The sequence below is a fragment of the Baekduia sp. Peel2402 genome (assembly GCF_052567285.1).
This window is the reverse complement of the sequence record NZ_CP199582.1, coordinates 3,015,014-3,041,392: the sequence shown is the minus strand read 5'-3', so window position 1 is coordinate 3,041,392 and position 26,379 is coordinate 3,015,014. Positions and strand designations below refer to the sequence as shown.

The 26,379-nt window shown below is 72.4% G+C and carries 24 protein-coding genes; 14 read left to right on the top strand and 10 right to left on the bottom strand.

Annotation, left to right across the window (positions count from 1 at the left end; genetic code table 11):
• Positions 1–27 precede the first annotated feature (27 nt).
• From ACT01A_RS14865 to ACT01A_RS14850, 4 genes are read left to right on the top strand one after another with little or no spacing between them, the layout of a single operon-like run.
• Positions 28–912: an ABC transporter permease gene (locus ACT01A_RS14865; RefSeq protein WP_445147865.1), complete on the top strand. Its 885-nt coding sequence runs from the start codon at positions 28–30 to the stop codon at positions 910–912.
• Positions 909–1,610, top strand: coding sequence for an ABC transporter ATP-binding protein (locus ACT01A_RS14860; protein ID WP_445147864.1), 702 nt, complete (start codon positions 909–911; stop codon positions 1,608–1,610). Before ACT01A_RS14865 ends, ACT01A_RS14860 begins: the two co-directional genes overlap by 4 nt.
• Positions 1,607–2,608: an ABC transporter substrate-binding protein gene (locus ACT01A_RS14855; RefSeq protein ID WP_445147863.1), complete on the top strand. Its 1,002-nt coding sequence runs from the start codon at positions 1,607–1,609 to the stop codon at positions 2,606–2,608. The genes ACT01A_RS14860 and ACT01A_RS14855 overlap by 4 nt, the downstream gene beginning before the upstream one ends.
• Entirely contained in the window at positions 2,605–3,813 is a 1,209-nt protein-coding gene (locus tag ACT01A_RS14850; protein ID WP_445147862.1) for an LLM class flavin-dependent oxidoreductase, read from the top strand. Before ACT01A_RS14855 ends, ACT01A_RS14850 begins: the two co-directional genes overlap by 4 nt.
• Here the strand turns inward: ACT01A_RS14850 and ACT01A_RS14845 are convergent.
• A complete protein-coding gene (locus ACT01A_RS14845) occupies positions 3,697–4,785 on the bottom strand; it encodes a helix-turn-helix domain-containing protein (RefSeq protein WP_445147861.1) in 1,089 nt (362 codons plus the stop codon). The genes ACT01A_RS14850 and ACT01A_RS14845 overlap by 117 nt on opposite strands.
• Positions 4,786–4,868: 83 nt before the next feature.
• Here ACT01A_RS14845 and ACT01A_RS14840 point away from each other — a divergent pair, with 83 nt between their 5' ends.
• The 3 genes from ACT01A_RS14840 to ACT01A_RS14830 are packed head-to-tail and all read left to right on the top strand — an operon-like array spanning position 4,869 to position 8,026.
• Positions 4,869–5,369, top strand: a complete 501-nt coding sequence (locus tag ACT01A_RS14840) for a hypothetical protein (RefSeq protein ID WP_445147860.1) — start codon at positions 4,869–4,871, stop codon at positions 5,367–5,369.
• A 51-nt stretch (positions 5,370–5,420) separates the two neighbouring features.
• The gene (locus ACT01A_RS14835) at positions 5,421–6,122 is read left to right on the top strand and encodes an alpha/beta fold hydrolase (protein ID WP_445147859.1); all 702 of its coding nucleotides are present in this window, start codon (positions 5,421–5,423) and stop codon (positions 6,120–6,122) included.
• Entirely contained in the window at positions 6,119–8,026 is a 1,908-nt protein-coding gene (locus ACT01A_RS14830) for an ABC transporter ATP-binding protein (protein WP_445147858.1), read from the top strand. Before ACT01A_RS14835 ends, ACT01A_RS14830 begins: the two co-directional genes overlap by 4 nt.
• On the opposite strand, the gene ACT01A_RS14825 is transcribed toward ACT01A_RS14830, so the two are convergent.
• The 4 genes from ACT01A_RS14825 to ACT01A_RS14810 are packed head-to-tail and all read right to left on the bottom strand — an operon-like array spanning position 7,928 to position 13,021.
• Positions 7,928–8,488, bottom strand: coding sequence for a DsbA family protein (locus tag ACT01A_RS14825; protein WP_445147857.1), 561 nt, complete (start codon positions 8,486–8,488; stop codon positions 7,928–7,930). The genes ACT01A_RS14830 and ACT01A_RS14825 overlap by 99 nt on opposite strands.
• Positions 8,485–9,555, bottom strand: coding sequence for a nitronate monooxygenase (locus tag ACT01A_RS14820; RefSeq protein WP_445147856.1), 1,071 nt, complete (start codon positions 9,553–9,555; stop codon positions 8,485–8,487). The genes ACT01A_RS14825 and ACT01A_RS14820 overlap by 4 nt, the downstream gene beginning before the upstream one ends.
• Entirely contained in the window at positions 9,552–9,902 is a 351-nt protein-coding gene (locus ACT01A_RS14815) for a VOC family protein (protein ID WP_445147855.1), read from the bottom strand. The genes ACT01A_RS14820 and ACT01A_RS14815 overlap by 4 nt, the downstream gene beginning before the upstream one ends.
• Positions 9,903–9,919: 17 nt before the next feature.
• A complete protein-coding gene (locus ACT01A_RS14810; RefSeq protein ID WP_445147854.1) occupies positions 9,920–13,021 on the bottom strand; it encodes a DEAD/DEAH box helicase in 3,102 nt (1,033 codons plus the stop codon).
• A gap of 108 nt (positions 13,022–13,129) precedes the next feature.
• Between ACT01A_RS14810 and ACT01A_RS14805 the strand changes: the two genes are divergently transcribed.
• Together ACT01A_RS14805 and ACT01A_RS14800 are read left to right on the top strand one after the other, a co-directional pair.
• Positions 13,130–14,428 carry an outer membrane protein assembly factor BamB family protein gene (locus ACT01A_RS14805; protein WP_445147853.1) on the top strand — a complete coding sequence of 433 codons (1,299 nt, stop codon included), beginning with the start codon at positions 13,130–13,132 and terminating at the stop codon, positions 14,426–14,428.
• A 21-nt stretch (positions 14,429–14,449) separates the two neighbouring features.
• Positions 14,450–15,547 carry an NAD(P)/FAD-dependent oxidoreductase gene (locus tag ACT01A_RS14800; RefSeq protein WP_445147852.1) on the top strand — a complete coding sequence of 366 codons (1,098 nt, stop codon included), beginning with the start codon at positions 14,450–14,452 and terminating at the stop codon, positions 15,545–15,547.
• Here ACT01A_RS14800 and ACT01A_RS14795 read toward each other — a convergent pair.
• The gene (locus ACT01A_RS14795) at positions 15,544–17,034 is read right to left on the bottom strand and encodes a hypothetical protein (protein WP_445147851.1); all 1,491 of its coding nucleotides are present in this window, start codon (positions 17,032–17,034) and stop codon (positions 15,544–15,546) included. The two genes, ACT01A_RS14800 and ACT01A_RS14795, sit on opposite strands and share 4 nt — an antisense overlap.
• A gap of 64 nt (positions 17,035–17,098) precedes the next feature.
• Here ACT01A_RS14795 and ACT01A_RS14790 point away from each other — a divergent pair, with 64 nt between their 5' ends.
• Complete coding sequence (locus tag ACT01A_RS14790) at positions 17,099–17,695, top strand: TetR/AcrR family transcriptional regulator (protein WP_445147850.1); 597 nt, start codon at positions 17,099–17,101, stop codon at positions 17,693–17,695.
• On the opposite strand, the gene ACT01A_RS14785 is transcribed toward ACT01A_RS14790, so the two are convergent.
• Positions 17,692–18,477 (bottom strand): 5'/3'-nucleotidase SurE, encoded by a 786-nt coding sequence (locus tag ACT01A_RS14785; RefSeq protein ID WP_445147849.1) that lies wholly within the window; start codon positions 18,475–18,477, stop codon positions 17,692–17,694. The two genes, ACT01A_RS14790 and ACT01A_RS14785, sit on opposite strands and share 4 nt — an antisense overlap.
• 57 nt (positions 18,478–18,534) lie before the next feature.
• Positions 18,535–18,993, bottom strand: a complete 459-nt coding sequence (locus tag ACT01A_RS14780; protein ID WP_445147848.1) for an Lrp/AsnC family transcriptional regulator — start codon at positions 18,991–18,993, stop codon at positions 18,535–18,537.
• 54 nt (positions 18,994–19,047) lie between these two features.
• Between ACT01A_RS14780 and ald the strand changes: the two genes are divergently transcribed.
• Positions 19,048–20,181 carry an alanine dehydrogenase gene (gene ald, locus ACT01A_RS14775; protein ID WP_445152833.1) on the top strand — a complete coding sequence of 378 codons (1,134 nt, stop codon included), beginning with the start codon at positions 19,048–19,050 and terminating at the stop codon, positions 20,179–20,181.
• Between the two features lie 77 nt (positions 20,182–20,258).
• On the top strand, positions 20,259–21,011 hold the full coding sequence (locus ACT01A_RS14770; RefSeq protein WP_445147847.1) for an adenylate cyclase: 753 nt from the start codon (positions 20,259–20,261) through the stop codon (positions 21,009–21,011).
• Here the strand turns inward: ACT01A_RS14770 and ACT01A_RS14765 are convergent.
• On the bottom strand, positions 20,995–22,362 hold the full coding sequence (locus ACT01A_RS14765; protein WP_445147846.1) for a calcium-binding protein: 1,368 nt from the start codon (positions 22,360–22,362) through the stop codon (positions 20,995–20,997). The two genes, ACT01A_RS14770 and ACT01A_RS14765, sit on opposite strands and share 17 nt — an antisense overlap.
• A 42-nt stretch (positions 22,363–22,404) precedes the next feature.
• Positions 22,405–23,379, bottom strand: a complete 975-nt coding sequence (locus ACT01A_RS14760; RefSeq protein WP_445147845.1) for a neutral zinc metallopeptidase — start codon at positions 23,377–23,379, stop codon at positions 22,405–22,407.
• Between the two features lie 6 nt (positions 23,380–23,385).
• On the opposite strand from ACT01A_RS14760, the gene ACT01A_RS14755 reads away from it, so the two are divergent.
• Positions 23,386–24,738, top strand: coding sequence for a M20/M25/M40 family metallo-hydrolase (locus ACT01A_RS14755; RefSeq protein ID WP_445147844.1), 1,353 nt, complete (start codon positions 23,386–23,388; stop codon positions 24,736–24,738).
• Positions 24,735–26,375, top strand: a complete 1,641-nt coding sequence (locus tag ACT01A_RS14750; protein WP_445147843.1) for an AbgT family transporter — start codon at positions 24,735–24,737, stop codon at positions 26,373–26,375. The genes ACT01A_RS14755 and ACT01A_RS14750 overlap by 4 nt, the downstream gene beginning before the upstream one ends.
• The last annotated feature ends 4 nt before the right edge of the window (positions 26,376–26,379 follow it).

Sequence of the window (26,379 nt, the reverse complement as noted above, 5' to 3'; positions counted from 1 at the left end):
ACGGGCCGAACCCGACCTTCTGCCCGCATGCCTTCGCCTACGAGAATCCAAGAAGAACGCTTCGTCCGCACGCCGCCGCGCGACGCTCCGGTGCCGAGCGAGACGGTTGCCGTCGCACCGAGCGCCGCCGCCACGCCCGATCGAGCGCGCCGGCGCCGCGTCCCAACCGCCGCTCTCCTGCGCTGGCTCTCGCCGCTCGCGCTGCTCGGCCTCTGGCAGCTCCTCTCCGCGACCGGCGTCCTGTCGCCGAAGGACCTCGCAGCGCCGACGACGATCCTCACCGCCGCGTGGGACCTGATCCAGAACGGCCAGCTGCCGGACGCGCTCGCGGTCTCGCTGCGCCGCGCCGCGCTCGGGCTGCTCGTCGGTGTGTCGGCGGCCACCGTCCTCGGGACGATCGCGGGGCTCTCGAAGGCGGGCGACGTTGTCGTGGACCCGCCGATGCAGATGCTGCGCACGCTGCCGCTGTTCGGCCTGATCCCGCTGTTCATCTTGTGGTTCGGGATCGGGGAGACGCCGAAGGTCCTTCTTGTCGCGCTTGGTGTCGTGGTGCCGTTGTACCTCAACCTGGTCGCGGCGCTGAGAGGCATCGATCCGGAGCTCTACGAGGTGGCCGACAGCCTCCGGCTCACGAAGCGCGAGCGCGTCCGCCACATCCTCCTGCCCGGCGCGCTGCCGGGCGCGCTCGTCGGCCTCAGGCAGTCCCTCGGCGTCGCGTGGCTAGCGCTCGTCGTCGCCGAGCAGGTCAACGCGGGCAGCGGCCTGGGCTACATGATCAACAACGCGCGGGACTTCCTACAGACCGATGTCGTTGTTGTCGGCCTGCTCACCTACGCGGTCCTCGGCCTGCTGACCGACGCGCTCGTCCGCGTCCTCGAACGCCGCGCCCTGCGGTGGAGGGCGGTCCGATGAGCGCGGTCGCCGAGCTCACCGGCGCCGGCCGCGCCTTCGACGGCACAACCGTCCTGGACGGCGTTGACCTCCAACTCCAGCAAGGCGAGTTCGTCGCGCTGCTCGGTCGCTCCGGTTCCGGCAAGACGACGCTGCTCAAGGCGCTTGCCGGCCTCGACCGCGGCGTGACCGGCACGGTTCGCTCCGGCACCGCGCCCGCAGTGGTCTTCCAGGATCCGCGCCTGCTGCCGTGGCGCTCGGTGCTCGACAACGTCGCGCTCGGGCTGCGCGGCCCACATCCGGACGAGCGCGCCCGCGAGGCCCTGGCCGAAGTCGGGCTCCAAGGGCGCGAGAACGCCTGGCCCCGCCAGCTCTCCGGCGGCCAGCGCCAGCGCGTCGCGCTCGCCCGCGCCCTAGTCCGGGCGCCCGATCTCCTGCTCCTCGACGAGCCGTTCTCCAGCCTGGACGCGCTCACCCGCGCCTCCGCCCAGCGCCTCGTCGCCGAGCTGCACGAGCGCCACCGGCCCGCCGTGCTGCTCGTCACCCACGACGTCGAAGAGGCCCTGTTGCTGGCCGACCGCGTGCTCCTCCTCGAGGACGGCGGCATCGCCCACGAGGAGCACCTCGACGACCTGCCCACCCGCCCACGACGGCGCGAGGACCCCGCGCTTCAGCGCGTCCGCGCCGCCCTCCTCGAACGACTTGGAGCCTCGACATGAAGCACTTGAAGACGACCTCCGCCCTCATCGCCTCCGCGCTCGCCCTGGGCGCCGCCACCGGCTGCGAGTCCTCCGTCAGCGACTCCGCCACCAAGTCCGACGGTCCGCAGAAGGCTGCGGCCGGCGGCGACGCCTCCAAGGTCACGTTGCGCGTCGGCGTCCAGAAGGACGGCGTCCGCTCGATCCTCAAGGCCTCCGGCGCGCTCGAGGACGTCCCCTACAAGATCTCCTGGTCGACCTTCACCTTCGGCCCGCCGCTCGTCGAGGCCGCGGGCGCCGACAAGATCGACGTGGCCGGCGTCGGCGACACGCCCCCGATCTTCGGCGCGGCCGGCAACTCCGACTTCCGCGTCATCGCGAGCTTGCGCTTCAACAACCGCCAGGACGACACCTTGCTCGTCCCGAAGGGCTCCACGGTCACCGACCCCAAGCAGCTCAAGGGCAAGACGATCGCGGTCGCCAAGGGCTCATCCGCCCACGGCTTCACGTTGCGTCTCCTCGACCGCATCGGCCTCAAGCCGAGCGACGTCAAGCTCACCTACCTCGCGCCTGCCGACGCGTTGGCCGCGTTCTCCTCAGGGAAGGTCGACGCTTGGACCGTCTGGCATCCGTTCGTCGCCCAGGCCGAAGCCGAGGGCGCCAAGGGCATCGCCGGCGGCCCGCCCGACGAGCAGGGCTACTCGTTTGAGATCGCGTCGACCAAGGCGGTCGAGGATCCCGACCGCGCCGCCGCGCTCAAGGACTTCGTCAAGCGCCTCGACACCGCCTACCAGTGGGCGGTGAAGAACCCCACGGAGTGGGCCGACGCCTGGGCGCAGGAGTCCGGCCTGCCGAAGTCCACCACCCGCGCCGCGGTCCCCAAGCGACTCCTCCAACTTGGGCCAGTGACGCCTGACGCGGTCAAGTTCCAGCAGTCGCTTGCGGATACGCTCCACAAGCACGCCGTGATCCCCAAGCAGGTGGACTTCAACGACATCGTGACCCAAGGGCTTGCATGACCATCACCTTGCATTGGTTCCTGCCCACCACGGGCGACTCGCGCGGGATCCTCGGCGCCGGCGCGAAGGTCGGCGCCCACCACCGCCGCGCCGATCCCGCGGCCGGTGAGCGCCCGCCGGACGTCGACTACCTCGCCCAGATCGCGCGCTCCGCCGAGCAGCTCGGCTTCGAAGGCGCGCTGACCCCGACCGGGACCTGGTGTGAGGACGCGTGGATCGCCACCGCCGCGCTGACCCAGGTCACGCAGCGCTTGAAGTTCTTGGTGGCCTTCCGGCCCGGTCTGCTGTCGCCGACGCTTGCCGCCCAGATGGCCGCGACCTTCCAGCGCGTCTCCCGCGGGCGGCTGCTGCTCAACGTGGTGGTCGGCGGCGATGAGGTCGAGCAGGCGCGCTTCGGCGACTTCATCGACAAGGACGAGCGCTACGCCCGCGCGGATGAGTTCCTGGCCGCGGTCCGCGGCGCCTGGCACGACGCGCCCTACGACCAAGAAGGCAAGTACATCACCGTCAAGGGCGCCGAGGTCGTCGAGCCGCCGCCGTTCCCGGGGATCTACCTCGGCGGCTCCAGCCCGCCCGCGCTGCGCGTCGCCGCCCGCCACGCCGACGTCTACCTGACCTGGGGCGAGCCGCCGGAGGCGGTGGCGGAGAAGGTCGCCCGCGTGCGCGACATCGCTGCGCAAGAAGGACGACAACTCAAGTACGGCATCCGCCTCCACGTCATCGCCCGCGAGACCGCCGACGAGGCCTGGGCCGTCGCCAACCGCCTCATCGCCGACCTCGACCCCGAGGCGATCGCCCACGCCCAGCACGTTCAGCGCCACTCCCAGTCCGAGGGCCAGCGCCGCATGACCGCGCTGCACGACGGCGACACCAACAACTTGGAGATCGCCCCCAACCTGTGGGCCGGCGTCGGGCTCGTCCGCGGCGGTGCCGGGACCGCGCTCGTCGGCTCCTACGCCGAGGTCGCCGATCGCATCACCGAGCTGCACGACCTCGGGATCGAGGAGTACATCTTCAGCGGCTATCCCCACCTGGAGGAGGCCTACCACCTCGGCGAGGGCGTCCGGCCGCTCCTGGCCGCGCTCGGGCTACTCGCGGGTGCCGGCGCCGCCGACGCCGCGCCGCCGCAGGGCCAGCCCGAGGGCGAAGCGCGCTTCGGGGTCGTCGAGCGCGGCGTCGCCGAAACGCTCGCGCAGCCGAGCTAGCCGGTAGCGCACGGTCTGGTGGTGCAGGTGCAGCGCCCGCGCGATCTCGCGCGGGCGTCCCGGCGCGTCGAGCCAGGCCACGAGCGTCTCGCGCAGCATCGTCGCCCGCGCGTCCGGTAGCCCGTCCAGCGGCGCGAGCAGCCGCGCCGCCAGCGCATCAGCAGCCGCGTCGTCGGCGTGGACGACCAACTCCACGAGATGCTCGTCCCAGACCAGCGTCGTCTCGCCCGGCAGCGCGCCCGCGAGCACGAGCGCCATAACCCGCCGCGCCCGTGCCAGCGACAGCGGCGCCTGCTCGGCCGGGACCTCCGGCCCGATCGCCAGCGCCACGTCGGCGGCGCGCAGCGCCGCCAGGTCCGCCGCGAGGACCACCGCCGCGCCGTCGGCCTGCCCGACCAGCAGCGCGCGCTCGTCCAGCACGCCGTCGCCGAGCGGGATCGCGACGCGCAGCGTCGCGGGCACCGGCCAGCCGGCCGCCTCCCCGAGCGCCCGCGCGCGGTCCGCTCGCCCGTCCATCAAGGCCTCCAACAACGCCTGGCGGTCGCGCGCGGCGGTCCGCGACGCCGCCGCGAAGCCCTCGACCGACTCCGCGGCGAGCGCGTCGGTGTAGGCCATCGCCGCGCTCGCCAGTGCCAGGACGCCGTCGGCGTCGAGCCCCAGCGCCCGGGCGTGCGCGGTCGCGTGGCGCCACCCGACCGCCGCGCCCACGCGGTAGCCCGCCAGCAGCTCCTCGACGGTCAGCCCGGCCGCCGCCATCGCCGCGCCGAACGCGACGTGCCGTGCGCGGCCCGCCGCGTCGGCGCGCCCCTCCAGCTGGTCGACGAACCGTTCGTGCGTGAACGCGATCCCCTCGCGGCGCACCGCCGGATCGACGCGCGTGACCAGCTCGGCCTGCTCGCGGTGCAGAAGGCCCTCGGTCTCGTCGGTCATCGCGGGCAGGTCCGCGCGCATCCGCACGGCGAGCGCCTTCATACCTTCGTGATGAGGAGACGCCGTCATTTCACGCTCTCTGACCCTGGTGGCGGCTACGCATCGTGCGTACCGTCGCACAGATCATGATCGCCGTCGACAGCCCGCTCGCCGCCTACCGTGCCGCCACCGAGGCCCAGGACACGCAGGCGATGCTCGCGTGTCTGCGCCCCGACGTCGTCCTCACGTCGCCGATCACCAACCGCTTCAAGTTCACCGGCCACGCGATGCTCGGGCCGCTGTTGGACGACGTCCACGCGGTCGTCGGGCCGCCGACGGTCCGCGTCGACGCCGGCGACGACCGCCAGCGCCTGCTGGTCATCGAGACCAGCGTCGGCCGTCAGGAGCTGACCGAGTTGGTGGCGATCACGCTCGACGAGGACGGCCTGATCGCGACGCTGGAGCTCGCGCTGCGCCCGATGCCCGGCCTGCTGGCGATGGCCGCGGCGCTCGGCCCGCGCGTCGCTCGGCGTCGCAGCCCCGTCCGCGCGCTCGCGGTCAAGGCGATGATCGCGCCGCTGGCGTTCGCGGCGACCCGCGGCGAGGGCGTCGCGTCGAAGCTCGCCGCGCCGCCGCTCCCGCGCTAGCGGCCGAGGGGGCGGTCGAAGCGGCACGTCCTTGGGCCACAATGTCGGGCGATGGCCCCGCTCCCCACGGTCCTGATCCCCGGTCTCTACGCGACCCCGCGCCTGTTCGCGGCGCAGCTGCCCGCGCTCTGGCGCCACGGTCCCGTGACCGTCGCCGACCACACGCGCGGCGCGACGTTCGCCGAGGTCGCCGCCACGATCCTGGAGGCTTCGCCGCCGCGCTTCGCGCTGGCCGGCCTGTCGATGGGCGGCGCGCTGGCGCTGGAGATTGTCCGCCAGGCGCCCGAGCGCGTCGAGCGGCTCGCGCTGTTGTCGTCGTTCAGCACGCCGGACACGGAGACCGCCAAGGGCTTTCGCCGCACCGCGGTGGACGAGCTGCGCGCCGGGCGGCTGGACGCGCTGGTCGAGGCGTCGTTCGCGACGCTCGTTCATCCGTCACGTGCACAGGACACCGCCCTGCTCGAGATCATGAAGGACATGCTCCGCGACACCGGCGCCGAGGCGGCGATCAACGAGGTCGAGACCTACATGAACCGCGAGGACGCCCGCCCGGTGCTCGCGGCCGTCGCCATTCCCACGCTCGTGTTGGTCGGCGACAGCGACAAGATCGTCGCACCGCAGCACGCGCGGGAGAACGCCGCCGCGATCGACGGCGCGACGTTCGTCGAGGTTCCAGAGTGCGGGCACCTCAGCGCGCTGGAGCAGCCGGACGCTGTGACCGCGGCGCTGGTCGAGTGGAAGACGGCGGCATGAGCGCCGCCGCCGCTGCCGCGCCGAGCGAGGTCCACCCGCTCGTCCGCCTCTGGCGCCGCGCGCCCGCCTACCGCGGGCGGATCATCCGCGGGTCGATCCTCACCGTCCTCAACAAGCTGTGCGACATCGCGCCCGAGCTGCTGATCGGCGTCGCGATCGACGTCGTCGTCCGCGACTCCGAGTCGATGGTCGCGCAGCTCTTCGGCGTCGAGAGCCGTGAGTCGCAGCTGTGGATCCTTGGCGCCGCGACCGCGATCGTCTGGATCGCGGAGTCGATCACGGACTTCTTGGCGGACTGGACCTGGCGGCGGCTGTCGCAAGACCTCCAACATGACTTGCGGATGGACGCCTACCGTCACGTCCAGGACCTGGAGCTCGCGTGGTTCGAGCACCGCGCGTCGGGACGGTTGTTGACCATCTTGAACGACGACGTCAACCAGCTCGAGCGCTTCCTCGACGTCGGCGCGATGCAGATCATCCTGACCGTCGTCAACGTCATCGCGGTCGGTGCGGTGTTCGTGGCGATCTCGCCGCTGCTGGCGCTGTTGGCGTTCCTGCCGATCCCGATCATCGTCGTTGGCTCGCTGGTCTTCCAGCGCCGGCTGGGGCCGCGCTATGAGGCGGTGCGTGATCGCGCGGGGCGTCTCGGCGGGCTGATCGGCGGCAACCTCGGCGGCATCGCCACCATCAAGGCGTTCGGCGCCGAGGACCGCGAGGCCACGCGCGTGAACGAGGCGTCGCGCGACTACGCCGAGGCCAACACCAAGGTCATCACCTTGAGCGCGGCGTTCGTGCCGCTGATCCGCATGGCGATCCTGTGCGGGTTCTTGGTGACCTTGGTCCTCGGCGGGCACATGGCCCTGAACGGGACGCTGGAGATCGGGTTGTACTCCGTGTTGGTGTTCATGACCCAGCGCCTGCTGTGGCCGCTGACCGAGTTGGGGGAGACGCTCGACCTCTATCAGCGCGGCGTCGCGTCGATCCGCCGGATCCTCGACCTGCTCGACACGCCGATCGCGATCCGGCCGGGCGCACGTGAGCTGCCACCGCTGCCGGCGGAGCTGACGACGCCGTCGCGCGCGGTCGCCTTCGAGGACGTGACCTTCGGTTACTCGGAGTCCCCGCGGCCGGTGCTCGACGGGCTAACGATCCAGGTGCCGGCGGGGGAGACGCACGCGATCGTCGGCGCGACCGGCGCGGGCAAGTCCACCGTCGTGAAGTTGTTGTTGCGGTTGTACGAGGCGGGCTCCGGGTCGGTGTCGGTCGACGGCGTGGGCGTGGAGGAGTTGTCCTTCAGGTCGCTGCGCGGCGCGATCGGCTACGTCGGCCAGGACACGTTCCTGTTCGACGGGACGGTCGCCGAGAACCTGCGCTACGGCGCGCCGGACGCTTCGGACGAGGCGCTGGTCCGGGCGGCCGAGCTGGCGGAGGCCGACGCGTTCGTGCGCGCGCTGCCGCAGGGCTACGACACGCAGGTCGGCGAACGCGGCGTGCGGCTCAGCGGCGGGCAGCGCCAGCGCCTGACGATCGCGCGGGCGCTGGTGCGAGACCCCTCCATCTTGGTCCTGGACGAGGCGACCTCGGCGGTCGACAACGAGACCGAGGCGGCGATCCAGCGCTCGCTGATGCGCGTCTCGCACCAGCGGACGACGATCGTGATCGCCCACCGGCTGTCGACGATCCGCCACGCCGACGCGATCCACGTGCTGCAGGCCGGCCAGGTGGTCGAGTCGGGCACGCACGACGAGCTGGTCGAGCGCCGCGGGCTGTACGCGGCGCTGTGGGCGGTGCAGACCGGCGAGGTCTCAGCCGCCGGCTTCGGCGAAGCGGTCGTCCCCGAAGAGCAGACGGCCGTCGGCGGTGGCCAGGGTGGGGACGCCGGGGACGCCGCGAGCGATCGCTGAGTCGGTCGCGTCGCGCAGGGCGGACTTGACCTCGGGCTGAGCGATCCCGTCTTCGATTCCCCCTAGGCCGACGTCCGCCGCGATCCGCTCCAGCGTCGCGGGGTCGCCGAGGTCCTGGCTCTCCGCGAACGCAGCGTGGAAGGCCGCACGGGCGAACGCCTCGCCCGCGCTGTGCTCGCGCTCTGCCCACACCGCGGCGCGCATGGCGTGCAGCGAGTTCGGCGGCCAGTTCGGCGGCCACGTGATCGGCGGCAGGCCGTAGGCGGCGGCGCGGCGCTCGACCTCCGCGACGTTCTCCGCGCGCGTCTCCATGTGCGCCCAGCTGCCGTAGCCGCGGTGCACGAAGATCGCGCCGACGAGGACCGGCTGGAGCGTCGGGGCCTCGCCGAGCACGTCGGCCGCGCGCATGAACGCGAGGTAGGCGTAGGGCGAGGCGAGGTCGTAGTAGAGCGTTGCGGTCATCGCAGCAATCCTGCCGCGCTCGCGATCGCCGCGCGCGCTTCGGCCGCCAGCCGCCGCGTGATCTCGGCCGCGGGCTCCTCGCGCGCGAGTTGGTGTGCTTGCCCGGCCCACAGGTTGATGATGTCCGGGTGGTCCGTGGCGCGGCCGTGGGCGCGCAGTGGCGTCGTGAGGTAATGGACCTCGGGGTAGCCGGGCGGGGCGCCGGCGGTGTGGTCGGTCAGGAAGCGGTTGACGATCCCGCGAGCGGTGCGGCCGGAGAAGGCGCGGGTCAGGCGCGTCGGAGCCCCATCCGCCGTCGCCTCCCTCTGCGCCTTCGACGTCCCCGCCTCCTCGGCGAGCAGGTATGCCGTGCCGACCTGTGCGGCGCGGGCGCCCGCCACCAGCGCCGCGCCGATCGCCGCGCCCGTGGTCAGGCCGCCGGTGGCGACGAGCGGAACGCCGGGCAGCGCCGTCCCGACGAGCTGCAAGGCCACCAACAACGTCAGCTCCGAAGCGGTGTCGTCGTCGGCGAAGACCCCGCGGTGCCCGCCGGCCTCGACGCCCTGGACGATCAGCGCGTCGGGCTTCAGCGCCGCCGCAGCACGCGCCTCATTCGGCGAGGTCACCGTGATCCAGACCTCGCTACCGGCCGCGCGCAGCCGCTCCACAGCCTCCCGCGGCGGCAGACCGAAGGTGAACGACACGACCGCGACCGGATCCTCGACCAAGGCAAGGACCTTGCCATCGAACGCGTCATCATCATGCCGCGGCGTGCCCAGCTCGACGCCCGCCTCCGCCGCTTCACCCGCCAGCCGCGCGACGTATGCCGCCAGCGCCTCGGGATCCGCGCGGACCGCGCCGCCCGGCGTGAACACGTTGACGCCGAAGGGCACGCCGTCGCCGCCGCCGGTCCGCTCGCGCGTCTCCGCGACATCCGCCCGCAGCGCCTCCACGCTCTTGTAGCCCGCGCCGAGGAACCCGATCCCACCAGCGCCGCTCACCGCCGCCACCAACGCCGGCGTCGACGGCCCACCCGCCATCGGCGCGCCGACGATCGGCACCCCGAGCCCTTCGAGCACCGCGCTCACTCGAAGAACACCTCCCACTCGTTCCCATCCGGGTCATACGCCCAGACCTTGTCCTGTCCCGCCACGCTCTCGCCGGTCCGCGTCGGCAGCTCCGCCTCTTGCCACCGCCGCGCGTACTCGGCCACCGCCGCCGCATCATCGACCTGCCACCCCAGGTGGCTCAACACCCCGGCCGCCGGCGGTCCTTCCACCTCGGTCAGCGCCAGGCTCACGTTCGGCTCATCCACCTCGAACTTCGCAAACCCCTCCACCACCTTCGCCGGCTTGGCCGCAAACAGCGCCTCATAGAACGCGACAGCAGCATCCAGATCGGTGACGTTGATCGCCACGTGAACACGTCGGGCCATGCCCGGCAGGCTACGCGTCAGCGGACGACGGGCTCGTGGCGCTCCAGCCGTGCCGCGAGCACGTCAAAGTGGCGCGCGTCGCTCCACGCCTCGTGGTCGCCGATGACGTAGAGGCGGCGGCGCGCGCGGCTGAGCGCCACGTTAAGCAGGTTCGGCGTCTCCGAAGCCCAGCGGCGCGCGCCCGCGCTCTTCGGATTGCCGCCGAGCACCACAAGAACGACATCGGCCTCGCGGCCTTGCGCCGTGTGGACCGTCCCGGCGATCAGCCCGCGGTAGCGGCGCTGCCGGGGCAGGCGCCGCAGCTCGTCGGCCACGGCGCGAAACGGCGACACGACCAAGATGGAGTTGAACGCCACGCCGCGCCGGGAGAGCTGGGCGAGGACGTGTTCGACCTCCTCGCCTTGGCGCGGGATCCAGTGGCCGCGCGGGTCGGTGGCCGGCACGTTGATCCACTTCGACGGCGGCAGCCCCGGATGCTCTGCGTCGAACGCGGCGCCCGCCGCCGGATCGGTCGCGTAGACCATCAAGTTATCGTAGGCAATGGCATTGACGATCTCGAAGATCGGACGGTCGCAGCGGCGATGCACGGTCAGCGGCGTGCCGATCCAGTCGGCCCCGTCGTCGCTGCTCAGCCATGTCCCCAGCGGGGTCGCGCGGTCGGCCAGCCGCTGGACCGACAGCCCGCGCGGGACCCAGTCGTGGTCGATGCCGTGCTCGTCCGCGAGCGCCTCTTGCACGGCGCAGGACAGCGTGTCGACCGGCGTCAGCTGGCGCGGGTCGCCGAGCACGACCGCGCGCCGAGCGCGCCACAACGCCCCGGCGGCGTCCTGTGGCGAGGCCTGGCCGCCCTCGTCCACGATCAGCCAGCCGAGCGCCTCGCGACCCAAGTGCGAGAACATCCGCGACAGCGACGCGAAGGTGGTCGAGACGACCGGGACGAGGAAGAAGAGCGCGTGCCAGGCGGCCCGCGCGGCGTCCTCGGGCAGGCTGGACGGCGCCGCGCCGCTCAGCACGTCGGCGGCCCCGTGCAGGCTCTGGCGCATCTCGCGTGGGACTTGCGCCAGGAACGCGCGGTGCAGCGCCAGAGCGGCGAGGAAGACCTCGGTGCGGGCGCGGTCCAGCGTCGGGTCGGTCCATGGCGCGGTCTGCTCGCGGAGCTCACGTCGGTCGTCGTTGAACCAATCCTCGCCAGGGAACGCGTCGCCGAGTGTCGTTCGCGCCTGGGCCAGGATCGTGTCGAGATCCTCGCGCGTGCGGATCCGGCTCGCGAGGCGATCGCGCGCGTCGGTCAACGCGCGGGTGGCGTCGTCGGCATCGGTCACGGCCCGTGCCCAGACGTCGCGGGCGCCGTCGGCGACGGACTCAGCCGTTCCGAGCTCGGCGGCCAGCGCGTCGTCGCGCTCGCGCCAGGCGCGCATCGCCCGACCCAGCGACGTCAGCCGCTCGACCGCGCCCGGGCGCGAGTTCTGGTGCTCGGTGCGCCGGTCGCGTCGGCGTTGCTCGTGCTGCTCGGCCACCCCAGCCTCGCGGGTGGCGGTCGCCAGCGTTTCGCCAGCGGCGGTCGCACGGCGTTCGGCCGCGTCGACGGTTTTCCGCGCGTCGGCGATCTCGTCGTCGATCCGGGCCCGGCGCGCCTGCGCGTCGGCGGCGCGCTCACGGTCGGCGCGCACGGCGGCGGCCGCGTTGCGAGCCCGGCGGAAGCTGGCAACCGCGTCGTCCCAGTCGGCCTCCGGCGGCGGCTCGCGCTCCAGGCGCGCGAGCATCTGGCCGACGCTCTCCGGTGCGTCGCTGTCCTTGAAGCCGCGGATCGCGCGCGCAGCAAAGCGCCCGCGGTAGGACAGCCGGCCGAGTCGCGCGGCGATCAGCCCCCACGCGTCGGCGTCGATCAGCGAACCCGCCAGCTCCGCGAACCCGTCGGCTGCTTCGGCCGCCGCCCGCCAGCCCGGATCCACTGCTCCGGCGCCTGGGATGTCGTGCGTGATGTTCTCGACCGCGCCGTTGTTGGCGGAGGCGACGACGATCTCAAAGCCGGTCAGCTCCGGCCGCCACTGCTGGACGACGCGCCGGTACTCGCCGCTCTGCCAACGAAACGGCGGGCCGACGAACGCGTCCCGTGGGTGGTCCAGCGTGGCGAGGGCCTCCGCGCGCGCGACGACGATCGCGGCGATCAGGTCGCGCACGAGCGTGGTCTTGCCGGTGCCGGGCGGCCCGTTGACGCCGATCAGGCCGGCGCCGCTGCCGTCGTCCCGCATCAGGGCCAGAGCTTCGCCGACGGCCATCTGCTGGCCGAGCGCCGCAGGACGGTCGGGCGCGCTCGGCCAACGCCCTAGCGGGAGGCGCCCGGGGGCGACGGCCGCGGCCACCGCGGTGAGGTCCGCGCGCACGTCGATCCGATTCGCGGCGGCCGCGTCCTCGGTCTGCAGGTAGGCCAGCAGCGCAGCGCCGGCGTCACCGCCGGCGACCGCGTCGGCCACCCGCGACAGGTCGGCGGCGTGGAAGCTGTTGAACATGCCCACGTCGACGTCGGCGTCCGCTCGCGTGACCACGGTGCGGACGCGGGTCTCGGGGGTGCCGAGCGCGTCGCCCACGCCGGCCGCCGTGGCGGCCGCGCCGATGATCGCGCGCAACCGCTCCTGGTCGAGCGGTTCCTCCTCGGAGGCGGCGTCCTGCAACGCCTCGCGCAGCTGCGCCGCGGCGTCCTCGAAGCCTTCCAGCGCGGCGACCGCGCCGGGCTCACCGCCGAGGATCTGCCCGACAGCCCACGCGCACGACGACAGGACCGCGGAGTCGGGGTCCGGGAGGCCCTCATCGCCGACCACGAACGCGGCCAGCGCGGACTCGCCGTCCGGCCGTTCGACGAACGTCCCTTCACCGGCGCCGAGCGCCTCCTCCATCAGCGTGCCGACCGTGCGCAGCGCGAAGACCCCGACGTGCACGACGTGGCGCCGCACTTCGCCCCGCTTCAGGGGCGTTCCGGCGACCGCCCAGGGCAGCGGCCCCTCGTCGACCCGGACACGCCCGTTGCGAGGGTCGACCGGATCGATCCGCGCGGGCGTGAACAGCTCGACGGTCCGCCAGCACCGCAGGATCTCGGCGCGCCCCTGGTCGCCTCCGCTCACCAGTGGAGCGTAGCCGCCAGGTGTTGTCCGCCTGCGGTCAAGGCGAGCATGCCGGTCTGTCATCCCCTAAACCCACGGCGGCCTTCCACCTAGATATACGTGGCCGTCGTGCACCATTCGGCTGTCCCCATCACCCGTCGCCGGCTCCTCACGGCGGCGGCTGGAGCGGCGACGGCCGCGGCCGCGGTGGCGTGGCGACCGCCAGCGGCCGTGGGGTGGTGGGAGGACGCAGGGCCGGACTGGCCCAGCGCCGCCCATGACCTCGCCGCCACACGGGCGGCTCCGATCGGGGTGCGGCAGGGCCGCATTCGATGGGTGGCGCGGCTCGCGGGAGGCGTCCCAGGCGCGGCGGCGATCGACGGACGGACGGTCGTCGCCGCGTCGCTCGGGGGCGAGGTCGCCGCCTTTGACCTCCTGACCGGCCGCGAGCGTTGGCGGGTCGCACCGCCGCTGGAGCCGTTCTTCGCCGGCCCGGCGATCGCGGGCGACCGCGTGATCGTCGCCTCCGACCGCGCGGCCGCGCTCGACCTCCGCACCGGCCGGATGCTGTGGACCGCGCCGTCGCTGCGCAGCGGGATCAGCGATGACTACTTCTGGGGGCCGCCGGTCGTGGTCGGCGGCCTGGTGCTGATCGGCTCGGGCTCGGGAGCCGAAGAGCCGCGGACGCGAGGCAGGCTCACCGCATACGACCTGCGGACCGGCGCGCTGCGCTGGAGCACGCCGACCGTCGGGCCGAACGCCAACGGCGGCGGCGTCCTGGGCACGCCGACCGTCTCCGGTGACCGCGTCTACGTCACCACCGGCGCGCCCTACGCGGGCGAGCCTACGCCCGGCAGCTCGTCGCTGATCGAGCTGCGCCTGCGCGACGGCGCGATCACCTGGATCGCGCCCTCCGGTCAACCCAATGACCTCAACTCGGCCGCGCTCCTGCTCGGCCGCGGCGTCTTTGCCACCGGCAAGGACGGCGTCCACGCCTGGGATCGCGCGCGGCGCATCAAGCTCTGGCAGACCGCGATCACGCCACCGGTCGCTCAGCCCGGGCCGACCGACGGTCCCGAGTTCGGGCCGCTGGCCACCGACGGCCGCCGCCTCTACACGTTGTCCAACGACAACGACGCCGGGACCGTCACCGCCGCCGCACTCGACCCTCGCACCGGCACGATTGCCTGGCGCACGCCGCTGCCCGGCTTCGCCTTCGCGCCGCCGGCTATCGCCGGCGACCAGCTTTGGACCGCGACCGCCGCCGGCGCGCTGCACGCCCTCGACCTCCGCACCGGCGCCCTGCGTCAGACCATCAACCTCAACAACCCCTCGGCGGCCACCGTCACCTCCGCCCGCGGGTTCGTCCTGGCCGGGACCGGCGCCGGACCGCACCTCCCGGGCGACGAGCTCTTCGCGATCGCCTAGGCCGCCCCTATCCTCGGCGCCATGACCTATGACGTGGTCGTCGTCGGCGCGGGCATCGTCGGCTGCGCGGCGGCCGTGGAGCTCGCGCAGGCCGGCGTTCGGGTCGCGGTCTTCGACGCGGGACCGATCGGCGCCGGCGCTTCGGGACGCAACGCGGGCCTGGTCGAGCACCCCTTCGATCGCGAGCAGGTCGCGCTGCACGACGAGACCGTGGCGATCCTCCGCGACGTGCTCGGCGACGCGTTCCCGACGCAGCCCACTGGCGTGCTGCTGCTGTTCGAGGACGAGCGCGGGGCCGAGCAGGCGGTGCGCGAGGCGGCGGCGTTCCCCGAGCTGACGCCGGAGCTGTTGGCGCCGGACGCGGTCGTCACCGCGGAGCCGAGCGTGCGCCCGGGGCTGTGGGGCTGCTGGATGCAGACCGGCTACCCGGTGCGTCCGGAAGCCGCCGTGCGCCGCTTCGCGGAGCTCGCCCGCGATCGCGGCGCGACGTTCGTCACCGACACGCCGGTCGCGCTGCTGCACGACGGGGACGGGACCGTGCGCGGCGTCGTCGCCGACGGCGAGGCGCACCGCGCCGACGTCGTGCTCGTGGCGGCCGGGGCAGCGTCGAGCGCGCTCGTCGATCCGACCGGCCAGTGGCAGCCGGTGCGTCCACTCTGGGGTGTGAGCGTGAACCTCGAGAGCGCTGCCGGGCCGCGCATCCCGCTGGTGGACGGGCGCAGCGAGGGCAGCGTGCCGTCGGCGTTCAGCCTGATCCCAACGCCCGAAGAGCTCGCGCTGGGATCGACGTGGCTGGACGACGAGCCCGACGGCATCTCCTGGATCGCGCGCCTGGGCGCTGAGGCCGCCGCGTTCTGGCCGCCCGTCACCGAGGCCGCCATCACGGGCGTCCGCGTCTGCGCACGCCCGCACGCCTTCGACGGTCGTCCGCTTCTGGGCCGCGTCGCCGGCCACCGCACGCTGTGGACGGCGACCGGCCACGGCGGCCGCGGCGTCTCGACGGGCGCCGCGACCGCCCGGCTCATCGCGGCGACGATCATCGCCGGCGACGACCGCGACGTGCCGCCGGCGCTGCGGGCGGACCGGGCCGGGCCGCCGCCGGTAACGCCCTCGGCCTAGCTCCCGTCGCGCAACCGCGCGATCCCGCCGATGACGCCGAGGTAGGCCGAGCCGTCCGGGCCGAGCGCGATGCCGGCGTAGTTGTTGTTGAACGACAGGCCGGAGCCGGCGTAGCGCTTCCAGGCGGTCTTGCCGGTGCGCGCGTCGATCGCGGTCCAGAAGTAGGGCTGCTCGCCGGCCGGCGCGGGGAGCCGCTCGTAGGTGTAGATCAACCCGGACTTGGTGGACAGCTTGGGGACGACCGTCGGCGCCTGGACGTCGGTCGACGTCCAGACCTTCTTGCAGCTCTTGCCGTTGGCGGCGACGTCGACGCGCGCGAAGCCTGCGGTGGTCAGCGCGCCGCTGTTGGCGCCGAACGGGTCCTGGTAGCCGTAGTTGTTCTCCACGAACAGCGCGCGGCCGGATCCGATCAGCGAGTTCTCGGTCGCGCTGGCGCCCTTCCCGAAGACCGGCACCTCGCACACCGTGCGCTTGACGCCCTTCTTCAACGCCTTGGCCGTCCGGTAGACCACCACGTTCATCGGGTCGGCGTTGTCGGTGATCGCGACGTAGCCGCCGGACATGATCGTCGGCGTCGTGCCGGAGCCGGCGTCGACCTGGCTGGGCTTGTGGATCCCGGAGTTCTTGTAGGTGACGCTCCAGTCGACGTGCGGCCTGCCGCCGCGCGCGGAGAAGCGGTACATCTTCTTGTCGGAGACGATGTAGACCGCGTCGCGGTCGACGGCGAACGAGTTCTCGATCTCCTCGCCGGTGCGCAGCACGCTGATCTTCTTGGTCTTGGGATCGAGGATCCCGACCTTGCCGCTCTTCTTGGACACGAACCAGATGCGGCCCGCGAAGTCCGGCAGCGCCGAGGTGACGCGCTCGTCGCCCTTCAGCGCGCCGGTGAGGTCGTAGTCGGCGACCTTGACGAGCTTGGTGCCATCGTTGCGCTGCGCGAGGACGATCAAGTGGCTGGCCTTGGTCGCGCTCCAGATGCGGTCCTGCTGGTCGAGGAAGAAGTAGCCGCCGCCGGTGAAGTTCTGAAACGCGGTCGGGCCCGCGGGGTTCGGGCCGCCGAGCACGTAGCTGGCCTTGACGTCGAGCGTCTGCGGGTCGATGACGCGCGCGGTGATCGGCTGGGCGATCGAGGGGCAGACGGTGACGATCCGCCCGGCGGAGTCGAAGGTCAACGACCCGCACAACGCGGCGGGCGCCGCGCCGGAGGTCGCCTGTAGGTTGGCGCCGAGCGGGCCGCCGATGTTGTAGGCGTCGGTCATCCACGTGTCGTTGTGGAGGTTGCTGAACGGCGACGCGGCCATGTGCGGGTTCTTCGGTGCCGCCGTCTTCGGGAAGGCGGTGGCGGCGAACGGGGCGCCGGTCGACGGCGGGAGCGTGCTGGGCGCGGGATCGGCGATCGGCAGGGCGGCGGAGGCGGGCGCGGCGGCCGCGAGGGCGAGTGCGCCGCCGAGCACGAGGGTTCGGCGCAGGGGACGGGATCGGGACATGTTGCGCACCGTAGACGTCTTATTTACAATCTGTCAAGAGTGCGTCATGGCAAGATCCTCTGAGATGAGCACCGTCCGCAAGCGCCTCGCGCCGGCCGCGCGTCGCGAGCAGCTGGTGCGCGCGGCGATGGCGGTGCTCGCCGACGGCGGGGCAGAGGCGCTCTCCTTCGACGCCGTCGCACGCCGCGCGGGCGTGACGCGCAACCTCCTGTACCACTACTTCCCGGACGGCACGGCCGATCTGCTGCGCGCCGCGGCGGAGGTCGCGGGCGAAGACCTCGTCGGCGGCTGGACCGTCGACCCGGACGTGTCGCTGGCCGAGCGCCGCGTGCGCAACTTCACCACCATGCTCGCCCACGCATCCGAGCCCACCGACGCCTGGGCTGTCAGCCGCATCACCTCGGTCGCGACCGACCCGCCGCTGCGGGCGATCACCGCGCGCTACCGCGACCACGTCGTCCGCGCGATGGCGCTCAACGCGTTCGGCACGCCCGAGCCGACCACGCTCCAGCGCGCGGTGCTCGAGTCCTACCAGGCCTTCGTCGAGGCCTTCCTCGACCGCGCCCGCGACCAGGACCTCGCCCAAGAGGAGATCGTGCGCATCCTGGCGACGATGCTCGACGCCGCGGTGGCCTCGGCCGGCGGCGTGACCGCGGGCTAGCTCGCCGGCTTGGACGGGATCTTCGAGAGGGTGGCAAAGCCCTGCTCGAAGGCGGTGATCTCGTCGGTCGAGGCTTTCGCCGTCTGGGTGCAGTCGACCTTCGCGAAGACGTTGACGCCGTCTGGGGCCTTAGCGGAGGACGTCGTCGGGGTGGCCGCCCGGGCGTGGCCGGCGGAGCACTCGGGGATGTTGAGGTTCTGGACGGTGCCGGGCTTGAGCTTGGTGCGGTTGGCCTTGACCCAGGCGATGGTCTGGGTAACGCCGTCGGTGAAGTTGGACACGGTCAAGGTGCCGGCGGAGGTCGCCAGCGCGGGCAGGCCCTTCTGCGCGGCGGCGCGGGCGGCGCCGACGGTGCCGGAAAGGTCGATGAAGGGGCCGAGGTTGACGCCGGCGTTGATGCCCGAGACGACGAGGTCGACCTGGGACTTCTTGACCACCTTGCTCAAGGCGTAGTTGATGGAGTCGGCCGGGAAGCCCGCGACGGCGATCGCTGGGTAGCCGGACTTCGTGGTGGTCTTGGTGGCCTTTAGCGTGCCGGTGGTCGTCTTGCCGCCGGTGCCGCTCTGGTTCACGGCCGGCGCGACGACCGTCACCTTCACCTTGGGCAGCTTGCGCAACCCCTTCACCAACGCGTCGATCCCGGGCGCCTTGACGCCGTCGTCGTTGGACACCAAGACGCGCAGCTCCTTCACCTTGGTCGTCTTGGCGTCGGCCGCCGGGGCGAGGGCAAGAGCGGCGGCGGCGAGCAAGGTGGGCGGGAGCAGCGAGCGACGGGCGTTCATGAGGCGCGCGACGCTATCCGCGCCACGTCGCCGCGATGTGAACGACGTGTTGAAGTTCTATTGGTCGAGCTGGTGGTCGTAGGCCGTCGCGCGCAGGACGATGCGCGTCTCGGTCTGGGCCGCGCCGCCGTGGCGGCGGATCGCGCGGACGGTCGCGTCGAGGTCGTCGGCGTTCTGGCAGGCGACGCGGACGTAGAAGTCGAAGCGGCCGGTGACGAACGCGACCTCTTGCACCGCGGGCATGGAGCGGCAGTAGTCCTCGAAGGTCTCCGAAGAGGTCGACGAGCCGAGGCGGACGTCGATCATCGCGTCGAGCCCGCGGCCGACGGACTCCAGCGCGACCGTCGCCGAGTAGCCCTGGATCACGCCCGCCCGCTCCAGCCGGCGCACGCGGTCGGCGGCGCCGTGCGGGCTCAGCCCGACCGCTTCGCCCAGCGACGCGAACGAGGCCCTTCCGTTCGCGACGAGCGCATTGAGGATTCGGAAGTCTGTGTCGTCTAAGGCTGTGGATGCCACGGAGTTGTCCCGGATCGCTTGTCGTCCACACGGGATCTTCGCATGATCGCCCCCATGCGCATCGGCGTCCCCACGGAGATCAAGACCGACGAGTACCGCGTCGCCATCACGCCCGCGGGCGTGCGCGAGCTGGTCGACCGCGGCCACGAGGTCCTCATCCAGGCCGGCGCCGGCGTCGGCTCCGCGATCCCGGACGCCGAGTACACCGAGCAGGGCGCGCAGATCGTCCCCGACGCGGCCGCCGTCTTCGCCGGGAGCGACATGATCGTCAAGGTCAAGGAGCCCCAGCCGGTCGAGGTCGCGATGCTCGAGCCGCGCCACACGCTCTTCACCTACCTGCACCTCGCGCCCGACGCGCAGCTGACCCAGGGCCTGCGCGACTCCGGCGCGACCTGCATCGCCTACGAGACCGTGACCGACAAGAACGGCCGGCTGCCGTTGTTGGCTCCGATGAGCGAGGTGGCGGGCAAGATCGCCACGCAGGCCGGGGCGTTCATGTTGGAGAAGCCGCTCGGTGGTCGCGGCCTGCTGCTCGGCGGTGTGCCCGGCGTGGCGGCGGGCAAGGTGATGGTCATCGGCGGCGGTGTGGTCGGGTTGACCGCGGCGGAGATCGCGATCGGCATGGGTGCTGAGACCTACGTCTTTGACCGCTCCATCGATCGCCTCCGCGAGCTCGACTTCCTGCTCAACAACCGCTGCTCGACCGTCTTCTCCAGCACGCTGTCGATCGAGAAGCTGCTGCCGGAAGTCGATCTCGTGATCGGCGCGGTGTTGGTCCATGGCGCCAAGGCCCCGCACGTCATCACCCGCGAGCAGCTGAAGTTGATGAAGTCCAACGCCGTGCTGGTCGACGTCTCCATCGACCAGGGCGGCTGCTTCGAAACGTCCCGCCCCACGACCCACACCGACCCGACCTACGAGGTCGACGGCGTCACCCACTACTGCGTGGCCAACATGCCCGGCGCCGTCCCGATCACGTCGACCTTCGCCCTCACGAACGCCACCATGCCCTACGTGATCAAGCTCGCCGAGCACGGCGTCCACGCCGCCCTGAAGTCCGACCCCGGCTTCCTTGACGGCCTCAACGTCGCCGCCGGCGAAGTCACCTACGCCCCCGTCGCCGCCGACCAAGGCCTCACCGCGCTGGCCCCGCTCGACGCGCTCGACCGCGTCCCGGTCGCGGCCTGAGCCACCAAGCCCCACGCGCGCGACTCACACGCGGCGGGTGACGTCACGTCACCCGCCCGCGCGCGACCCTCGCGGGCATGGCAGAGCACCCGCTGGTCGAGCTGCTGGACCTCACCGCCGCCGCCGACAGCGTCGAGCTGAAGCTGACGATCCCCCTCGAAGGCCAGCGCGACACGGTCGCCGCGCTCGGCCTCGATCCGCTCGCTGCCCAGGTCCGGCTCGTGCACTTCTTCGACACGCCCGACCTCCAGCTCCAGGATGCGGGCGTGGTCGTCCGCGCTCGCCGCATCCAGGGCAAGGGCGAGGACACGGTCGTCAAGCTGCGCCCGGTCGTCCCGCGCGACCTGCCCGACGACCTGCGCGAGTCGCCTGCCTTCGTCACCGAGGTCGACGTCATGCCCGGCTCGTTCGTGTGCAGCGGGTCGCTGAAGGGGATTCCGCGCAAGGCCACGATCCCGGAGGTCGTCAGCGGCGACCGCCCACTGCGCCGTCTCTTCAGCCGCGAGCAGCGCCGCTACTACGCCGAGCACGCGCCCGCAGGTCTCGCGCTCGACGACCTCACGCTGCTCGGCCCGGTGTTCATCCTCAAGTTGAAGGGCACGCCGCCCGGCACCGACCGGCGCATGGTGATCGAGCTGTGGCTCTACCCCGACGGCTCGCGGATCCTCGAGCTGTCGACCAAGTGCGCGCCGGACGAGGCGCTCCAGGTCGCGGGCGAGGTCCGCGCGATGCTCGTCCGCCGCGGCATCGAGCCGGGCGGCGGCGACCAGCAGACCAAGACGCGCTCGGCGCTGGCGGTCTTCGCGGCGCGCGCTACCGCCGCAGCGTAAGCGTCTTGGTGATGGCCTTCGCGCCGCTCGGCGCCACCGTCAGCTTCACCCGTACGCTGCGCTTGCGCTTGAGCAACGACCGGCCCTTGCTCGTCGTCTTCAAGGACACCGTCTTCTTCTTGCCCGCCGCGATCGTGTAGCTCGCGGACGCCACCGTCGTCTTGCCGGACTTGAGCGACAACTTGCCCTTGCACGTCGCCGCGCCCGTCGGGCAGGCCAGCGCCAGCGGGATCGTCTTGCGCGACTTCGACGCCTTCAACTTCGTCGAGCGCACGGTTGCGGCCTTGGCGGCCGGCGCGGCGGTCGGCGGCGGGGGCAGCACGCCGCGGTCGACGACCTCGCACAGCGAGCCCGGATCCAGCGGGACGACGTCGATCGCATCCACGATCGCCGTGTCGGCCCCCGGGCCGCAGTTGAGGTTTTCGGCGATCCCGTCGCGCGCGTCGATCCGGTCGTTGCCCGCGATCGAGATGAACAGCCCGCTCGCCGAGCCCTCGCCGCTGAGCGAGTCCAGGCCGGGACCGCCGGTGATCGTGTCGTCGTTGCCGCCGCCGTAGATGGTGTCGTTGCCCTCGCCGCCGTCGAGCACGTCGTTGCCGTTGGCGCCGTCGATGAGGTCGTCGCCGCCCAGGCCCTTGACCGTGTCGGCCGACTCCGACCGCAGCTGCACGACGTTGCGTCCGTCGTTGCCGACGAAGTTGATGGAGGGCGCGGTCGACGGCGCCGACAGGTTCTCCATGTCGACCCCGTAGTTGTCGTTCTCGCCCGGGTAGCCGTCGTTGGCGACGCCGTCGAAGGAGACCGCGATCGGCCCGTTGGTGCCGGTCGGGTTGCCGGTCTGCAACGTGTCCTCGCCCGGCCCGCCGACGATCACGTCGCCCGGCCCCGCCTCGTCCTCGTCGGCCGTCAGCTCGTCGTTGCCGGGGCCGCCGTCCAGGAGGTCGGAGCTGGCGTCGCTCTCGAGGTCGTCGTCGCCGTCCTCGCCGTAGAGCTCGACGTGGTGACCGGCCGCGTGGTCGTTCATCGACGAGGCGATGTCGTTCTGGTCGCCGAGGTGGACGATGAAGGTCGGGTTGGTCCCCGCGCTCGGGCACTGGGCGCCGAGCGACACGCTGAAGCTGCAGCCCGGCCCGGGCGTGACGTCGTAGTGGTCGTCCAGCGACGGGATGTAGTCGGGCCCGGCGCCGACGTTGCCCCAGTTGACCGTCAGGAAGTTCTTCTCGCCGGGCGCGGCCTGGAAGGTGATCACGGTCCCGCTGACGGAGATCGTCCCCGCCCGCGCGCCTCCGGCGGCGGCAAGCGCGAGCAGCATCGACAGGACCAGGGCGAGGGGGAGGAGGGGGTGTCGCATCGCGCGCACACACGTACCCGCGCGCGGCGCGGCGAAACGCCGTCAGGCCGTCCCGGCATCGGCCGCGCCGAAGGTGTCGCACTCGGCGGGCGACCCGGAGCGCAGCCCGGTCTTCAGCCAACGCACGCGCTGCTCGGAGGAGCCGTGGGTCCAGGTCTCGGGCGCGAGCGGGCGGCCGGCCGCGTTGCGCTGGAAGTCGTCGCCGACGACCGCTGCGGCGCGGACGATCGCCTCCAGGTCGGCGTCGCTCAGCTGCCCGGCACCGGCCAGCTCGTGGAGCCAGACGCCGGCGTAACAGTCGGCTTGTAGCTCGGTCAGGATCGAGCGGCGGTTGGCGCCATCCGGGTCGGCGGCGTCGGCTTGCGCCTTGCGTTGCAGGACCCCGAGCAGCGACTGGACGTGGTGGGCGACCTCGTGGGCGGTCACGTACGCCGCCGCGAACCCGCTGCGTAGATCGAAGGCCCGCGCGAGCGCGTCGAAGAAGTCGGTGTTCAAGTACACCGTGTCGGCGGCCGGGCAGTAGAACGGCCCGGTGTCGATCGTCTGGGTCCCGCACGGCGTGGCGACCTGGGTGTGGAAGAGGACGAGGTGCCCGGGGCGGAACGTGCTGCCTGCCGCGGCGAACTGGCGCTGCCAGAGGTCCTGCGCGGAGTCAAAGGACGCGCGCAGGAACGCGGCGTCGGCGTGGGCGGCGGCGCTGGTCGAGGGGTCGGGGGCGCCGGAGATCGCCACCGGCGCGTTCATCTTGCGCGCGTCTGGGCTCTCGATCGCCGGCGCGCTGGTCGTCGCGGCCGGCGGCGTCGTGGCGGTGGCGGTAGCCGTCGTGGTCGCGGCTGCGGCCGTCGTGCCGGTGGTCGTCGTCGTGTCGCCGGAGTCGCCGCACCCGGCGATCGCCGCGATCATCACCACCAAGAGCGCCGCCCGCCGCATGAACGAGCCACCTTCGCGGTCGTGCGAGTGAGGCCGGATCACCCGCCACGGGTGAGGGAACGTCACCCGCGCGCGCGACAGGGTCACGCGGAGATGACCGACGCGACGACCGATGCCCGTGCCGCGGTGGACGGCCTGCTGCCGGCGCTGCGGCGCGACCTGGAGGACTTGGTCCGGATCCCGTCGGTCTCGGTGCCCGGCGAGGTCGGCCCCGCGTTGTTGGAGGCGTTCGAGAAGACGAGCGCGCTGTTCGCCGACGCGGGCGTAGCCGTCGGCCGCCTCGACCTCCCGGACACGGCGCCGGTGATCGTCGGCGAGATCCCGGCGCCGCCCGGCGCGCCGACCGTGCTCTTGTACAGCCACTACGACGTCGTCCCGGCAGGGGATGAAGCGCTCTGGGACTCGCCGCCGTTTGAGCCGACCGAGCGCGACGGCGCGCTCTACGGGCGCGGCGCGGCCGACACCAAGTCCAACATCATGATGCACGTCGGCGCGCTGCGGGCCTGGGGCGGGCGGCCACCGGTCGGGATCCGGCTCTGCATCGAGGGCTACGAGGAGATCGGCAGCGGCGCGCTGCTCGGCTTCCCTGCCGACGACCCCGAGCTCTTCCGCGCCGACGCGCTGGTGATCGGCGACATGGGGTCGATCGCGCCCGGGACGCCGACGCTGACGACCGCGCTGCGCGGGATGGCGAACGTGACCGTCGAGGCGCGCACCCTGGAGTCCGGAAAGCACAGCGGCCAGTACGGCGGCGCGGCGCCGGACGCGCTGCTGGCGGTGATCGCGGCGCTGGCCTCGCTGCACGACGACCACGGGGACGTCGCGGTCGCGGGGCTGAAGCGCACCGAGTGGGACGGCCCCGCGCAGGCCGAGGAGCAGTTCCGCGAGCTGGGCACGGTGCTCGACGGCGTCCCGCTGATCGGCAGCGGTGGACTTGGGTCGCGGGTCTGGTCGGGCCCGGCGATCACGGTCGTCGGCATCGACGTGCCGTCAGTCGACGGCGCGGTCAACGCGGTCTCGCCCCATGCGCGCGCGGTCCTCAACGTGCGCGTGCATCCCGAGCAGGACGCGGGCGAGGCGCAGGGGGCGGTCATCGGGCACCTGCGCTCAGCGCGGCCCTACGGGATCGAGTTGTCCGTGTCGCCCGGGCCGACCGGCAACGGCTTCGCGGCCAAGACCGACGGGCCCGCCTACACGGCGGCGCGCTCTGCCTGGGGCAAGGCCTATGAGAAGGACGTGCTGATGGCGGGCAGCGGCGGGTCGATCCCGATCGTCAGCGCGCTGGCGAACGCGCTGCCCGAGGCCGAAGCGCTGCTGGTCGGGACCACCGACGGCTACGCGAACATCCACGGGCCCAACGAGCGCGTGCTGCTCGACGAGCTGGAGCGCGCGACGCGCGCCGAGGCGGAGTGGCTCGGGCTCTACGCGGAGGCCTTCGGGAAGTGAGCGCCGAGGCGGCTCCGGCGGGCGGGGCGGGGTCCGGCGGAGGCTTCGCCGAGCGCGCGCTGGGCTGGGTCGAGCGCGCGGGCAACCGCGTGCCCAACCCGGCGATCCTGTTCGTGGGGCTGATCGTCATGGTGATCGCCCTGTCGCAGATCCTCGACTGGGCGAACGTCGGCGTGACGCACCGCGTGGCCGACGCGCCCGCGGCGCAGGTCGAGACCACCGACCAGGCCTACGACGCGCCGGACGCGCACGCGGACTACCGGGTGCGGGTCGAGCGGATCGAGGCCAAGGGGCTGCTGACCGGCGACGGCATCCGCTTCATCTTCACGACGTTCGTCTCGAACTTCCTCGGCTTCGCCGCGGTCGGGGTGATCTTGGTGGCGATGATCGGCGTGGGGGTCGCCGAGTACTCGGGGCTGGTCGGCGCGCTCATACGCAAGCTGGTGGCGATATCGACACCGGGCTCGCTGACCTACATCATCGTCTTCGTCGGGATCGTGTCCTCGGTGGCCAGCGACGCGGGGTACTTGGTGCTCGTGCCGCTGGCGGCGGCGGCGTTCATCAGCGTGGGACGGCATCCGCTGGCGGGGATCGCGGCCGCGTTCGGGGCGGTGAGCGCCGCGTTCGCGGTCAACATCCTGCTGACGCCGGCCGATGGCGTGGTGACCGACATCACCAACGAGGCGGCGGCGCTGGTCGACCCGACCGTCAACCTCGACCTGGTCGCCAACCTCTGGTTCGGGATCGTCTCGACGCTCGTGCTGACCGTCGTGATCTCGCTGATCACCACCAGGTTGGTCGAGCCGCGGCTGGGCGTCTGGAACCGCGCCGACGGCGACGCGGAGGAGCTGGCGCGCGAGGAGGGCCCGCCGATCGACGCCGAGGCCGAGGCCAAGGGGTTGCGGTGGGCGCTATACGCGGTGCTCGGCGTCCTAGCCGTCGTGTTGTTGTTGACGTTGCCTTCCGGCGCGCCGCTGCGCAATCCCGAGAACGGCGACATCATCGGCGACTCGCCGCTGATGAGCAGCCTGATCGTGATCATCTCGGCGACGTTCCTGGCTGCGGGGCTGGCGTTCGGCCGCGCAGCGGGGACGATCAAGAGCACCGAGGACGCGCTGGGCATGATCACCAAGTCCTGGGCGAGCCTGGCGACGCTGTTGTTCTTGTTCCTGCTGATCGCGCAGTTCATCGCCTACTTCGACTTCAGCAACATCGCGCAGGTCGTGGCGATCTCGCTCGGCGACTGGCTGGAGGAGCTCAACGCCGGCAAGGTCCTGCTGCTGCTCGGGATCATCCTGGTGACGATGGTGGTGGACATCATCATGCCCGCGAAGATCGCCAAGTGGGCGATCCTCGCCCCGATCTTCGTGCCGCTGATGCTGCGCCTGGGCGTCGCGCCGCAGACCGTGCTGGCCGCCTACCGCGTCGGCGACTCGCCGATCAACGTGATCACACCGCTGATGCCCTACTTCCCGTTGATGGTGGTCTTCGCCGCGCGCTACCAGAAGGGCGCGGGGATCGGGACCGTGATCGCGTTGATGGTGCCCTATGCGTTTGTCGTCGCGGCGTTCTGGGTGGTCTTCTTCGTGGTCTGGTACCTGCTGGGCATCCCGCTGGGCCCGGGCTGGCCGGTCTAGTGGT

Excerpts from the sequence above, each read along its gene's own strand:
- ACT01A_RS14845 (WP_445147861.1), bottom strand. The coding sequence starts at position 4,785 with ATGAAGGCGCTCGCCGTGCGGATGCGCGCGGACCTGCCCGCGATGACC.
- ACT01A_RS14830 (WP_445147858.1), top strand. The coding sequence starts at position 6,119 with ATGAGCGCCGCCGCCGCTGCCGCGCCGAGCGAGGTCCACCCGCTCGTC.
- ACT01A_RS14835 (WP_445147859.1), top strand. The coding sequence starts at position 5,421 with ATGGCCCCGCTCCCCACGGTCCTGATCCCCGGTCTCTACGCGACCCCG.
- ACT01A_RS14860 (WP_445147864.1), top strand. The coding sequence starts at position 909 with ATGAGCGCGGTCGCCGAGCTCACCGGCGCCGGCCGCGCCTTCGACGGC.
- ACT01A_RS14855 (WP_445147863.1), top strand. The coding sequence starts at position 1,607 with ATGAAGCACTTGAAGACGACCTCCGCCCTCATCGCCTCCGCGCTCGCC.
- ACT01A_RS14825 (WP_445147857.1), bottom strand. The coding sequence starts at position 8,488 with ATGACCGCAACGCTCTACTACGACCTCGCCTCGCCCTACGCCTACCTC.
- ACT01A_RS14790 (WP_445147850.1), top strand. The coding sequence starts at position 17,099 with ATGAGCACCGTCCGCAAGCGCCTCGCGCCGGCCGCGCGTCGCGAGCAG.
- ACT01A_RS14865 (WP_445147865.1), top strand. The coding sequence starts at position 28 with ATGCCTTCGCCTACGAGAATCCAAGAAGAACGCTTCGTCCGCACGCCG.
- ACT01A_RS14815 (WP_445147855.1), bottom strand. The coding sequence starts at position 9,902 with ATGGCCCGACGTGTTCACGTGGCGATCAACGTCACCGATCTGGATGCT.
- ACT01A_RS14850 (WP_445147862.1), top strand. The coding sequence starts at position 2,605 with ATGACCATCACCTTGCATTGGTTCCTGCCCACCACGGGCGACTCGCGC.
- ACT01A_RS14795 (WP_445147851.1), bottom strand. The coding sequence starts at position 17,034 with ATGTCCCGATCCCGTCCCCTGCGCCGAACCCTCGTGCTCGGCGGCGCA.
- ACT01A_RS14765 (WP_445147846.1), bottom strand. The coding sequence starts at position 22,362 with ATGCGACACCCCCTCCTCCCCCTCGCCCTGGTCCTGTCGATGCTGCTC.
- ACT01A_RS14800 (WP_445147852.1), top strand. The coding sequence starts at position 14,450 with ATGACCTATGACGTGGTCGTCGTCGGCGCGGGCATCGTCGGCTGCGCG.
- ald (WP_445152833.1), top strand. The coding sequence starts at position 19,048 with ATGCGCATCGGCGTCCCCACGGAGATCAAGACCGACGAGTACCGCGTC.
- ACT01A_RS14785 (WP_445147849.1), bottom strand. The coding sequence starts at position 18,477 with ATGAACGCCCGTCGCTCGCTGCTCCCGCCCACCTTGCTCGCCGCCGCC.
- ACT01A_RS14755 (WP_445147844.1), top strand. The coding sequence starts at position 23,386 with ATGACCGACGCGACGACCGATGCCCGTGCCGCGGTGGACGGCCTGCTG.
- ACT01A_RS14770 (WP_445147847.1), top strand. The coding sequence starts at position 20,259 with ATGGCAGAGCACCCGCTGGTCGAGCTGCTGGACCTCACCGCCGCCGCC.
- ACT01A_RS14840 (WP_445147860.1), top strand. The coding sequence starts at position 4,869 with ATGATCGCCGTCGACAGCCCGCTCGCCGCCTACCGTGCCGCCACCGAG.